Raw genomic sequence first — 11624 nt, 5'->3', positions numbered from 1 at the left:
GATCGACAGGGCCGTGTTCACCGCTCGCCGCTCCGGCCGTGCGTGCGCGATTCGTTCCGCGCATCCCCCTTCCCTGTTCATATCGTCTGGACGAGGTGCACCCATGAGCAAGATTGCGCTTCCAGAATTCCACATGCCGTTCGAGAGCGCGGGATGTAATCCAGGAGTCGAGAAGACCAGGCAGGCCGCCTGGGAATGGGCCGAGACCAGAAATCTCGTCCTCTCTCCGGTGGCCCACAAGAAGATGATCCGGACCCGCCCCGAACTCTGGATATCCCTGATATTTCCCGAGGCGTCACAGAAGCACCTCGACCTGTTCTGCCAGTGGCTTTTCTGGGCCTTCCTCGTCGATGACGAGTTCGACGACGGTCCGGCCGGCCGCGACCCCGGGCTGTGTGAATCCGCCATCGCGCATCTGGTGGACGTGCTCGACGGCGCCCGGACACCGGTCGGCCCCATGGAGCTTGCCCTCGACGAACTATTGGTCCGGACCTGCACGGACCGGCCGTCGCACTGGGTGCGGCAGTTCCGCAGGGACACGGCCGCCTGGCTGTGGACGTACTACGCCGAGGCCGTAGACCGGGCTGCGGGCCATGTGCCGAGCACGGCCGATTTCGTGAAGCACCGCCGCGATTCGGTGGCCATGCAGCCATTCCTCGATCTGCATGAGATCACGGCCGGAATAGATCTTCCGGAATCCGCCCGAAACCTTCCCGCCTATATCGCACTGCGCAATTCGGTGACCGACCACTCAGGCCTCTGCAACGATATCTGCTCCTTCGAGAAGGAGGCGCTTCTCGGTTATGAGCACAATACCGTCCGGCTGATCCAACGGGATCGCGGGGGCACGGTCCAGGAGGCGGCGGACGAGGCCGGAATCCTGCTGGCGCGCATTGTCGAGCGCGTGCAGAGAGCGGAGAAGGAACTCGTCGAGGAGATGGAGGCGGCGGGAATCGAGGGCCCCGCGCGAGTCGCTCTGGAGCGCTGTGTGCGGGATTACCGGGGGCTCGTCCGAGGGGATTTCGACTACCACGCGCGGGCGGAGCGCTACACCCGCCCCGACCTCGTGGAGATCGACGAACAGGACTCCCTGTCCCCGAACTTCGCCACCTGACGGACGTCTGACGGACGCCCGGCGGGGCCCGCGGCGGGGGCCGACGCCCCTGCCGGGCCCCGCCGCGGCGGCCCACGGCACCGGAACACGGGCACTCGACGGCGTTTTCCGGACATTCGTCGTCCCGGTGGCTCGACCGGCACCGGCCCGCCCGCCCGCGGCCGGAAACGCGTACCGGCCAAAGCAGCCACTTCCGGCCCCTTTCAGCCTCTTTCAGCTCCTTTCAGCCCTTTCGCGGCCGCACGGGACCGCACAGGACCCCTCACGAATGGTCGGCCGTCCCCTGCCGTGATCTGCTGGTAGGTACGCCCGATGGCAGGCGGCAGTCCGATGAACCGAACTCGCCGGCCGTACCGCAGAAGGGCTGGAGGCATCTCATGGCTGCCGTACCTCCTCCGATATCCGCGTCCGGCGCCGACCGGACCGCTCCGCACGCCGACACGGCCCACGGCACCGTCCGCGGCACACACGAACCGGGCGTCGCAGTCTTCCGCGGCATCCCGTACGCGGCCCCGCCGGTGGGCGCCCACCGGTTCCGGGCCCCGGCGCCGCCGGAACCCTGGGAGGGCGTACGGGAGGCAGTGGTCCTCGGCCCGACCGCGCCCAAGCGTCCCTACGCCCCGCCGCTGGACCGGCTACTGCCCGATCCCGAGGTGCCCGGCGACGGCTGCCTCAACCTCAATGTGTGGACGCCGTCGCCCGCCCGCACCGGGCTGCCCGTCCTCGTCTGGATCCACGGCGGCTCGCTACTGCACGGCTCGTCCGCCCTCCCGCTGTACGACGGGGCCGCCTTCGCCCGCGACGGTGTGGTGCTCGTGTCGCTCAACTACCGGCTCGGCATCGAGGGGTTCGGGGTGTTCCCGGACGCGCCCGCCAACCGCGGGCTCCTCGACCAGCTCGCGGCGCTCGGCTGGGTGCGGGACAACATCGCGGCGTTCGGCGGCGATCCGGACCTGGTGACGGTGTGCGGGGAGTCGGCGGGCGCCATCAGCATCGGCGCGCTGCTCGCCGCGCCACGGACCCGCGGCCTGTTCCGGCGCGCGGTGCTGCAGAGCGGGGCCCCGGCCGCGCTCCCCGTGGACAAGGGCCGCCGCACCACCGAACTGATCGCGAAACGGCTCGGGGTGGCCGCGACGGCACGGGCCCTGGCCGGCGTGGACCCCGCCGCGCTCCTGGCGGCGCAGACCTCGGTGACGAGCGGCGGCTCCCCGCTGACCGGCGGGAACTCCTTCCAGATCGTGGTGGACGGCGATCTGCTGCCCCGCGAGCCGGCCGAGGCGCTGCGGGACGGCGCCGCTTCCGGCATCGATCTGCTGATGGGTTCCAACACCGAGGAGTACCGGCTCTGGTTCGTTCCCAGCGGGCTCACCGAACGGCTCTCCCGTACGAGACTCCGGCTGGCCCTGCTGAAGTTCAGGGTGCCGGGCGCCACGGCCCGTATCTACCGCGCGAACCGCCCCGGCGCCACCCCGGGCGAACTGCTCGGCGCCCTCGCCACCGACCTGCTGCTGCGCGTACCGCTGAACCGGCTGGCCGACGCCCGCAGCGGAGCCGCCGGCGGCACGCACCTCTACGAGTTCGGCTGGCCGTCCCCCGTACAGCGGCTCGGCTCCTGCCACGGGCTGGAGATCGGCTTCGTCTTCGACAACCTGGACCGGCCGGACGCGGTGGTGCTCGCGGGCGAGGACGCCCCGCAGGAGCTGGCCGATGCGATGCACGCGGCGTGGGTACGGTTCGCCGTCTCCGGCGATCCGGGCTGGCCCGGTTGGGACGCGTCGCGTCCGGTGATGCTCTTCGGCCCCGGCGCCCCCGCGACGGTGCGCGCCCCGCGCGACGACGAGCTGCGCGGCTGGCCGCCGTACCGCGACAAGCGCTGAGCGGCATGCGGGGCGCGGGGCATGGGGTGCGGAGTGCCGGGCACGGGGTGCGTCCGGCCACGTCTCAGCGGGTGCTGAGCCAGTGCGGGTCGGGTACGACGGTCAGGACCGCCGACACCAGGACGACCGCTGCCAGCGCGGCCAGTTCGCGGCGCGCCCGGCGCCGGGCGACCGCCGGGTCCGGGTCCGACGCCAGCCCCCGGCGCGCGCCGAGCGCCAGCGCGCTCACCACGGCCATCAGCACCAGCTTGACCAGCAGGGTGCGCCCGTACGCCGAGGTGAGCACGGTGTCCAGCGGCAGCCGGCGCAGGGCGCTGAACGTACCGGTCACCGCCAGGGCCGCGTACAGCCACCCGGCGAGCCGGGCGTAGCGGCCGAGCAGCGCGCGGGCGGCGCCGGGCCCGGTCCGCCGCCACAGCCGCATGGTGCGCAGCACGTGGAGCAGCCCGCCGCACCAGAGCGACGCGGCGGTCAGGTGGACGACGGTGAGCGCGGCGCCCACCGCCGGGCTGTACGCCTCGGGGTGGGCGCGCAACGCCTCCGCGCCGATGACGAGCGCGAGCGGGGCGGCGGCCAGTGCCGGGCGTCTGCTCGCCGCGCAGCACGCGGCGAGGGCGAAGCCGTTGGCGGTGAGCAGCAGCAGCCCGCCCTCGCGGGTCCCGTAGGTCTCGACGAGGCCGAGATCGCTGACCCGGGCGAGCCTGACGATCTGTCCGGCCGCTGCCAGCGCCCCGGCGACCGAGGCCGCCGCCGCCCAGCTGCGTGGGGCGGTCTCCGGCCGGCCGGGCAGGGAGCGGGCCAGTGCGGTGGCGGCGAGGCCGCCGAGGTGAACGGCGAGCGCGCCGAAGAGGACCGTACGCAGCAGGGTGGCGGTTCCGGCGCCGGGTATGCGCAGTTCACCGGTGCCGCGGGCGACGGCGGTGACGCCCAGCAGAGCGGCTGCCAAGGCCAGGAGGCAGGCCCCCGCCGTGACGAGTACGGCTGCCGCGGACCCGCGGCGGGCGGGTGCGGGCACACGTGAGCGGAGCACCGCCCACCCCCTTTCCTGAACGACAACCACACAAATAGCCTTCCGGCGTCCACGGCACCATCGAACATTCACCCGGAAGGACGCATTACGGCAGGCTCGAACGTTTCTGCATCCCCACCCGACGCGAGCCTCGGGTTAGGTTCACCGACTGTCACCTCACTGACAGCCACCCAGGCCCGGGTGCCTCCGCGGATTCGGCGCTGCGAGGAGAGGCATCATGACCGAGAGGCTGTCCCCCACGGCATCCCCCGCGCCGGTCCCCCTGCCCGAGCCGTGCGGTCGCGTGTACCGCAGGAACGGCCGGACGGTGGTGGCGCTGCGCGACGAAATCGATATCGCGACCGCGGCCCTCATCGCACCGGCCCTGGACGTCGCCACGTCGGACGGGTCACCGCATGTGGTGGTGGACCTGACCGGGGTGAGTTTCCTCGACTGCTCGGGGCTGACGCTGCTGTGCCGGGCCCGGCGTCGGGCGCTGGACCGGAACGGGCGGTTCTGGCTCGTCTGCGACTGCCCGAGGATCCTGCGACTGCTGCGGGCGGGCCGGCTGCACGACGTGTTCCGCCCGGTGGCGACGCCGGACGAGGCCTTCGACTCGGACGGGTCCGCCGACCTGTCCGTCCCGTCCGACCTGCCTGTCCCGTCCGACCTGTCCGTCCCGGACGGCCCGCCCGTCTCGCCCGTCCCGTTCGGCTCGTGATCGGGGCGGGTCCGTGGCCCCCCGGCCCGCCGGCCGGGGGTCCTCGGCCGTCAGCCCTTGTTCTGCGCGGCCCAGAACTCGTCGAAGGTGAGGAGCCCGTCACCGTTCGCGTCGTGGGAGTTGATCACGGCCTGCGCGACCGGCTCGGTGACATAGGGGTCCCCCAGCTGAGCCATGACGCTCGTGTACTCGGCAGCCGATATGAGCCCGTCGCCGTTCAGGTCGAACCGCTCGAACGCCTTGCGCGCCGACTCGATGTCCGCCACTGTTCCGCCCCTTCGTAATGCCTGTATGACGAAGGTCAGATTAACGGGCGCGACGGATGGCGATCGCGGCGGCCGGTCGTCGATCATGGAGGTCCGTCCGCCGCCCGGCGGACGGTGGCCCGGAGCGGGGAGAGTACGGCGCGATGACCGACGCACTGGCGGGGATCCTGGCAGCCGCGGCGCGGGGGCGGTTTCCGCCGCCGGACGGGGCCACGACTGTGGTGCGGCAGCCGAACGTACGGGATGCCGGGGTGCTGGCGTTCACCGCGCACTCGGTGGTGTTCACGGACGAGGACCCGCGGTGGGTGCGGGACGCCCTGGCCGCCGCCCCGGGCGACGCGCTCGCCGCGACGATGAATCCGCACTTCCTGGGCGCGCTGCTGGCCCGGACCGGACGGCACATGAACACGATCGATCTGCTCACGGTCGCGCCCGCGCTGCCGGGCGCGCCGGAGGTGGAGCTGCGGGAGATCCGGGACCCCGAACACCCCCGGGTGGCACGGGCGATGAGGTTCCGTGACGAGGTGCGGGTCTGGGGAACTGAGGGCGGTGTGCTGATCCTCGGGCGCGGTGTCGCGGGGCGCTGGGAGACCGCGATCGAGGTGGCCGAGGAGGCGCGCGGGCAGCGGCTCGGCGAACGGCTGGCGCGGGCGGCCCGGCATCTGGTGCCCGACACGGTGGTGTGGGCGCAGCAGTCGCCGGGGAACGCCCGCAGTGTGCGGACGTTCCAGGCGGCGGGCTACCGGCCGGTGGGCTCGGAGGCGCTGCTGATCGAGGGGTGAGGTGAGCCACCGGCGGGCGCGGCCTTCTGCCGGTGGACGCCGACAGGCTGCCTTCCACCGGAAGACGCAGGCGGGCGGCCTCCTACCGGAAGACGCCGGTGTGGCCGAGCGAGTAGCGCCCCGGCTGCGGGTAGACGGCGAGGCCGTGCGGTCCGCTGCCCACCGGGATCCGGGCGAGCTGCTTGCCGCTGGTGGTGTCGATCGCGTACACCTCGGAGTTGTAACGCCCGGTCAGCCAGAGAACCTTGCCGTCCGCGGAGACCCCGCCCATGTCGGGGCTGCCGCCGCCCGGCAGATGCCACTTCTTCGCCAGCTTCCGCTGTGCGAAGTCGAAGACGGAGACGGAGCCCTCGCCGCGGTTGGAGATGTACATCTGCTTGGCGTCGCGGCTGACGTAGAGCCCGTGGCAGCCCTTGCCGGTCGGCAGCAGCTTCGGGGTGGTGAACTTCTTTCCGTCCAGCACCCACATGCCGTTCGCCATCATGTCCGCGATGTAGAACGTGCTTCCGTCGGGCGACAGCTTCACGTCCTGCGGCATGGCGCCCTTGAACGGCAGTTTCTGCTGGCCCACCACCTTCATCTTCTCCGTGTCGACCTTGAGGAGTTCGCCGGAGAACTCGCAGGAGACGATGAAGTACCGGCCGTCCGCCGAGAAGTCTGCGTGGTTCACGCCCGCGCAGCTGACCGGGAGGGCCTTGGCCGTCTTCATGGTGTGCGCGTCGCGGAAGACCAGTTGACGGTCCATCGACGCCATCACGATGGCGTACTTGCCGTTCGGGGTGAAGTAGAGGTTGTACGGATCGGAGACGTCGACCGTCTTCCCCGTCTTCCCGGTCGCCGGGTCGATCGCGGTGAGGCTGTTGCCGAGGTCGTTGTTGACCCAGAGGGTCTTCAGGTCCCAGGACGGGACGACGTGCTGCGGCTGGCGGCCGACCGGGATGGTCTTGATGACCTTGTACGTGGCGGGGTCGATCACCGTCACGGTGTTGGAGTTGGTGTTGGGTACGTACACCCGGGACGGGAAGCCCTTGACGGTCGGCGACAGCTTCCCCGCGGCGTCGGCCGCGTACACGTTCGCCGGATCGAGCACCGGCGGCATCCCGGCCAGTCCGGGCGGCGCCGGCGGGGTGATGTGCTTGGGTCTGGCGGGTGGCGCGGCCGCCTCGCTGGCCGCGTCCGACGCCCCCTTTCCGGCGGGGGTGCCGCAACCGGTGAGTACGGCGAGCAGGACGCCCCCGAGCAGGGCCGCGGTGCGCGTGGTGGAGGGAAGCATCAGGTCAACAGCTCCGTGGTCGTCACCGCACGCAGTCCGCGGCGGTCGAGTTCGGTGAGAAGGAGGGGCAGCGCGGCGACCGTGTCCGCGTAGCCGAAGTGCATGCTCACCACCGATCCGTTACGGATCTCCCCGGCAACCTTGCGGGTGACGGCCGCGGCGCCGGGCGAGGTGAAGTCGAGGGAGTCCACGTCGTACGAGAGGACGTGCGGATACCCCGCGCGGACGGCGAGCCGCTGGACGAGCGGGGTGGCGTACTGGGTGCGCGAGGGCCGGAACCAGGTGCCGATGGAGCCGGTGAGCCGGCGCAGCCGCTGGGCGCAGCCGGTGATCTCCGCGTACGCCTGGGCCTCGCCCATCGAGGAGATGTCGATGTGGCGCTGGGTGTGGTTGCCGAGGTCGTGGCCGCCGTCGAGGATCCGGCGGGCCATCTCGGGGTGCTCGTCGAGCCAGCTGCCGACGGCCAGGACGGTGACCTGCGCGCGGGCCCGTTCGGCCTCGGCCAGCACGGTCCGGGCGATGGCGGGGTCGCCCTGGCCGTGGAAGGTGAGGGCGACGCGCGCCCGGTCGCGGGGGCCGTGGCCGATCTGCACCGGCTGCCCGGGGAAGTGGCGCGGGGCGGGCGCGGGGGCGGGCGCTCCGGCGGTGGCGGCCGGCTTCTTCGGTGCCGGGTGGGTGAGGGTCTTCGCCGAGGTCCCGGCGGTGTCGCGGTCCCCGCAACCGGTGGCGAGGGCCGCGGCGAGCGCGGCCCCAGCTCCTGCGCGCAGGGCGCTGCGGCGGTGCACCGGTGTGCCGGAGTCGTTCATGTGCAGAACATTAAGTGCGAGATGTCGGAAAAATGACAGTTGACCCTTGTCGCGGCTTTCGCAGGTCACACGGATGCGCGCCACCCGGCCCCTTGGTGATCAATGAATCACTCGCGATGACTGGTCGGCGTTCATGGATTTCCAGGCAGGTGACCCAGCACACCTATGATTCATTGCGAGATTGCCCGGATTCATCACTGGATGAGCATTTTGCGGCTTTGGCGATGGAGTCGCCCGTCTGCCATAGTCGGTGACACGACCCGCACTGACCCGGGCCGGGTCGTCATAAGCGGCCGTGAACACACCCCCCATTTCACGGCCCCCACACAGCAGCCCCCGCAGCGCCGCATCACGGCGGACCCGGGGGCTTCTGTGCGTCCGGAGCCCTCCGAGCCGATGACCCAGGGGCCGTCAGCGGTCGGAGATCCGCATCTCGAACCAGGTGATCTTGCCGCGCGGCAGCAGATCCACGCCCCACCGGTCGGAGAGCTTGTCGACGAGGAAGAGGCCCCGCCCGCTGATGTCCATCACCTGGACGGGCATGAGGCACGGCAGTCCGCGCGAGGGGTCACGCACCTCGATCCTGATCCAGCCGCGACGGCGCAGCATCCGCAGACCGAAGACCCTGGCGCCGGTGTGCCGCACCGCGTTGCCGACGAGTTCGGACACGAGCAGAACGGCGTACTCGCCGGTCTGCGGGGAGAGCCCCCACTGGCGCAGCACCACACAGGAAGTGAGCCGGCGCGCGGTGGCCGCGGACTCCGGACGGGAGGGCAGCCGGACTTCGTCCTCCGTCGGATTCCCGAACAACTCCAGCGCCTTGAACGCCTGTTCGTCCTCGACGGCCGGAATCCTCCGTGCCGCTGTCGCGCTGCTGCGCTGTCGCGGCTGCTCCACACCCTCCAGGCCCGCCATGGACACCATCATGGCTGCAAGGCGGGCCCCCTGTGGCCGTTCCGAGGGAATCCCCAACCCGGAATCAGCAATTCCACAGAGAGCTCTTGGCATATGCCAGTGGCAGAATGCCCTCGTTCACACCCCCGCCGACCTGCGCGAACACCGCGCCCGAATGGGTTTGCCGACACGGGCGGAGCGCTGAGCCTTAAGGTTGTCTTAAGGCTCAGCTAATCCGCCCGCACGGATGAACGCGCCGCGATCTGTTCCCAACTGGCGTTCGGTCAGAGGAATTTGGCCTTGCCCGGTCCTTCCTCCACAAAGCTGCGCATACCGCGCTCCCGGTCCTCCGTGGCGAAGAGTCCGGCGAACCAGGTTCGCTCGATCGTGAGGCCGGTGTCGATGTCCGTCTCCAGCCCGGCGTCGACGGCCTCCTTGGCGGCACGCAGCGCGAGGGCCGGGCCCTTCGCCAGCCTGGCGGCCCAGGCGTGCGCGTGCTCGTACACCTCGGCGGCGGGCACCACCCGGTCCACCAGGCCCATGGCGAGAGCCTCGTCGGCCTTCACGTGGCGGCCGGTGAAGATCAGGTCCTTGGCCTTGGCCGGGCCCACCAGACGGGCGAGCCGCTGGGTGCCGCCCGCGCCCGGGATCAGGCCGAGCATGATCTCCGGCTGCCCCAGCTTGGCGTTGTCGCCGGCGATCCGGAAGTCGGCGCAGAGGGCCAGTTCGCAGCCGCCGCCGAGCGCGTAGCCGGTGACGGCCGCGACGACGGGCTTGGGGATCCTGGCCACCGCGGTGAAGGACTCTTGCAGGGCCTTGGACCGAACGACCATCGTCGGGTGGTCCATCGCCTGCATCTCCTTGATGTCCGCGCCCGCCGCGAACACCTTCTCACCGCCGTAGAGCACCACGGCGCGCACGTCGTCGCGCCCGGAGGCCTCCTCGGCCAGCTCGCGCAGCCGGTCCTGGATGGCGATGTCCAGTGCGTTCATCGGCGGACGGTCCAGCCGGATCGTGCCGACGCCGCCGCTTACTTCGAGGGATACGGTCATGAGAGGCAGGTTAACCGGCGCTAACACGGCACCGGACAGGCCGCGGGCCGGTGCCGTTCGTCACAGCCGACGGACGGCGGACGACGAGCGGCGGGCGGCGGACTGCGGACGGCGGGCGACACGCCCGGCGCTGTCCGCGCTCCCCGGGATGGGGCGGGCGACAGCGCCGGCCGCGCAACCGGCTCAGCCCTCGACCCAGCCGTGCTTCTTGGCGAACTGCAGCATCCCTTGGCGTACCTGAAGGATGTGCGCCGCGGTGAGACCGGGTGCCGATTCCAGCAGCACCTCCGTGACGTCCCGTACGTACTCCTCCGAGTTGAGGACATCGCACAACACGTCGTCGCCGTCCGCGACCTGCCTGCTCGGGGACTCGGGACGCCCCGAGAACGCGGACGCCGGAGCCGACGTGGACCCGGTACCGCCGCCGCTGCCGGGGGCGAGCTGCACCGAGGACGCCTTCAGACCCCGGTCGCCCTGCTCGATCTCGAACTCGACCATAAGACCGGGCCTGAGAGAGGCCTCGGGAATACGAAGGTCGTTGACATGCAGGAAGACGTCCTCGCCTCCATGATCGGGGGCGATGAATCCATAGCCCTTCACGCCGTCGAACCGCACCACACGACCGGTGACCATCACAACCGCCCTCTCAACGAAACCCCGGACCCGTGCCCGGGGGTACCCCGCCACGACAGGCGGCCCGGACTTGCGCTCCACTCCGAACACGCCTTGCGACTACCTGACCACTACTGTCCCAGTTGTCATCGCCTTGCGGCCACACATTCACACATCGTCAGCACTCTATGCAACGAGTCGCCGTCCCGCCGACGCGGCCGGCCGGCGACGCCCAGGGGTCAGCCGGGGGCGATCTCCTGGAGGAACACCTTCATTACCTGGCGGAAGTGTTCCGGTTCCTCAAGATGCGGCAGGTGGCTGGACTCCTCGAATATCTCCCAGCGCGCTCCCGGAATGAGGTCCTGGAACGGTTGCACCGTCGCGGGTGTGGCTTCGTCATGGCGCCCGGAGATCAGCAGGGTGGGCACGTCGACGTCCGGGCAGAGGTCGATGACCGACCAGTCGCGCAGCGTGCCGTTCACGTGGAACTCGCTGGGGCCGTTCATCGCGTAGTAGACGGTGGGGTCGTTGTACACCTCGTAGAACGAGGCCAGGTAGTCACGGGGCCAGGGTTCGAGACGGCAGACGTGGCGCTCGTAGAACGTGCGCATGGCCCCGTGGTACTCGTCCGTCTCGGTGGTTCCGGCGGCCTCGTGCCGGAGCAGCGTGTCGTTGACGCCGGGCGGGAGCTGGTCGCGCAGGACCTTGGCCTCCTGGAGCCAGAGCGGATAGGAGGCGGGCGAGTTGGCGATGACCAGACCGCGCAGGCCTGACGGACGTGCCGCGGCGTGGTGCGTGATGAGCATGCCGCCCCAGGACTGGCCGAACAGTACGTAGTTGTCGGCGATCCCGAGGCCCGTCAGCAGGTTGTCGAGTTCGGCGGCGAACAGGTCCACGGTCCAGAAGTCCGCTCCCCGGTCGGGCAGATGCGTCGAGCCGCCGTTCCCGATCTGGTCGTAGTGCACGACGGACCAGCCGTCGTCGGCCAGGTCGGAGAGGTTCTGCAGATAGTCGTGGGTCGATCCCGGGCCGCCGTGCACGACGACGAGGGTGGGCCGGTCGGAGCGGAGGTCGCCCGTCACCCGGTACCACGTCTCGTACTCGCCGAACGGCAGGGTCCCCTTCGTACTGGGTGCCACAGTCACGTCACTTCGCCTCGCTTCGCTTCGCTCACGCTGTTTGCGGATGGGAGCTGTGGGTCTTGGTCTTGGTCTTGGG

At 70.8% G+C, this 11624-nt stretch carries 12 protein-coding genes; 4 read left to right on the top strand and 8 right to left on the bottom strand.

Going from position 1 to position 11624, the window contains the following annotated elements; genetic code table 11:
• The first annotated feature begins 103 nt into the window (after positions 1-103).
• Positions 104-1114, top strand: a complete 1011-nt coding sequence (locus tag ACZ6S6_RS16680; protein ID WP_469706066.1) for a terpene synthase family protein — start codon at positions 104-106, stop codon at positions 1112-1114.
• A 377-nt stretch (positions 1115-1491) separates the two neighbouring features.
• Positions 1492-2991, top strand: a complete 1500-nt coding sequence (locus ACZ6S6_RS16675; RefSeq protein WP_362962938.1) for a carboxylesterase/lipase family protein — start codon at positions 1492-1494, stop codon at positions 2989-2991.
• 64 nt (positions 2992-3055) lie between these two features.
• On the opposite strand, the gene ACZ6S6_RS16670 is transcribed toward ACZ6S6_RS16675, so the two are convergent.
• Positions 3056-4021, bottom strand: a complete 966-nt coding sequence (locus ACZ6S6_RS16670; RefSeq protein WP_469706065.1) for a CopD family protein — start codon at positions 4019-4021, stop codon at positions 3056-3058.
• A 217-nt stretch (positions 4022-4238) separates the two neighbouring features.
• On the opposite strand from ACZ6S6_RS16670, the gene ACZ6S6_RS16665 reads away from it, so the two are divergent.
• The gene (locus ACZ6S6_RS16665; RefSeq protein WP_469706064.1) at positions 4239-4721 is read left to right on the top strand and encodes an STAS domain-containing protein; all 483 of its coding nucleotides are present in this window, start codon (positions 4239-4241) and stop codon (positions 4719-4721) included.
• A 50-nt stretch (positions 4722-4771) separates the two neighbouring features.
• On the opposite strand, the gene ACZ6S6_RS16660 is transcribed toward ACZ6S6_RS16665, so the two are convergent.
• A complete protein-coding gene (locus tag ACZ6S6_RS16660; protein ID WP_362962944.1) occupies positions 4772-4987 on the bottom strand; it encodes an EF-hand domain-containing protein in 216 nt (71 codons plus the stop codon).
• A 143-nt stretch (positions 4988-5130) separates the two neighbouring features.
• On the opposite strand from ACZ6S6_RS16660, the gene ACZ6S6_RS16655 reads away from it, so the two are divergent.
• Complete coding sequence (locus ACZ6S6_RS16655) at positions 5131-5769, top strand: GNAT family N-acetyltransferase (protein WP_469706063.1); 639 nt, start codon at positions 5131-5133, stop codon at positions 5767-5769.
• An 82-nt stretch (positions 5770-5851) separates the two neighbouring features.
• On the opposite strand, the gene ACZ6S6_RS16650 is transcribed toward ACZ6S6_RS16655, so the two are convergent.
• From ACZ6S6_RS16650 to ACZ6S6_RS16625, 6 genes are all read right to left on the bottom strand, one after another.
• A complete protein-coding gene (locus ACZ6S6_RS16650; RefSeq protein ID WP_362962948.1) occupies positions 5852-7042 on the bottom strand; it encodes a YncE family protein in 1191 nt (396 codons plus the stop codon).
• Positions 7042-7848 (bottom strand): polysaccharide deacetylase family protein, encoded by an 807-nt coding sequence (locus tag ACZ6S6_RS16645; RefSeq protein WP_469706062.1) that lies wholly within the window; start codon positions 7846-7848, stop codon positions 7042-7044. The genes ACZ6S6_RS16650 and ACZ6S6_RS16645 overlap by 1 nt, the downstream gene beginning before the upstream one ends.
• Positions 7849-8259: 411 nt before the next feature.
• Positions 8260-8775, bottom strand: coding sequence for an ATP-binding protein (locus ACZ6S6_RS16640; RefSeq protein ID WP_362962952.1), 516 nt, complete (start codon positions 8773-8775; stop codon positions 8260-8262).
• 251 nt (positions 8776-9026) lie between these two features.
• Complete coding sequence (locus ACZ6S6_RS16635) at positions 9027-9794, bottom strand: enoyl-CoA hydratase/isomerase family protein (protein ID WP_362962954.1); 768 nt, start codon at positions 9792-9794, stop codon at positions 9027-9029.
• Between the two features lie 183 nt (positions 9795-9977).
• Positions 9978-10427: a cold-shock protein gene (locus tag ACZ6S6_RS16630; protein WP_362962956.1), complete on the bottom strand. Its 450-nt coding sequence runs from the start codon at positions 10425-10427 to the stop codon at positions 9978-9980.
• A gap of 218 nt (positions 10428-10645) precedes the next feature.
• Complete coding sequence (locus tag ACZ6S6_RS16625; RefSeq protein ID WP_469706061.1) at positions 10646-11551, bottom strand: proline iminopeptidase-family hydrolase; 906 nt, start codon at positions 11549-11551, stop codon at positions 10646-10648.
• Between the last annotated feature and the right edge of the window lie 73 nt (positions 11552-11624).

This window comes from Streptomyces sp. NPDC048671 (assembly GCF_055587045.1).
Note: the sequence above shows the minus strand (reverse complement) of the source record. Positions and strands in the feature narration are given on the sequence as shown.

Coding starts and splice junctions, on each gene's coding strand:
- ACZ6S6_RS16665 (WP_469706064.1), top strand. CDS start 4,239: ATGACCGAGAGGCTGTCCCCCACGGCATCCCCCGCGCCGGTCCCCCTG.
- ACZ6S6_RS16645 (WP_469706062.1), bottom strand. CDS start 7,848: ATGAACGACTCCGGCACACCGGTGCACCGCCGCAGCGCCCTGCGCGCA.
- ACZ6S6_RS16640 (WP_362962952.1), bottom strand. CDS start 8,775: ATGATGGTGTCCATGGCGGGCCTGGAGGGTGTGGAGCAGCCGCGACAG.
- ACZ6S6_RS16630 (WP_362962956.1), bottom strand. CDS start 10,427: ATGGTCACCGGTCGTGTGGTGCGGTTCGACGGCGTGAAGGGCTATGGA.
- ACZ6S6_RS16635 (WP_362962954.1), bottom strand. CDS start 9,794: ATGACCGTATCCCTCGAAGTAAGCGGCGGCGTCGGCACGATCCGGCTG.
- ACZ6S6_RS16680 (WP_469706066.1), top strand. CDS start 104: ATGAGCAAGATTGCGCTTCCAGAATTCCACATGCCGTTCGAGAGCGCG.
- ACZ6S6_RS16650 (WP_362962948.1), bottom strand. CDS start 7,042: ATGCTTCCCTCCACCACGCGCACCGCGGCCCTGCTCGGGGGCGTCCTG.
- ACZ6S6_RS16675 (WP_362962938.1), top strand. CDS start 1,492: ATGGCTGCCGTACCTCCTCCGATATCCGCGTCCGGCGCCGACCGGACC.
- ACZ6S6_RS16655 (WP_469706063.1), top strand. CDS start 5,131: ATGACCGACGCACTGGCGGGGATCCTGGCAGCCGCGGCGCGGGGGCGG.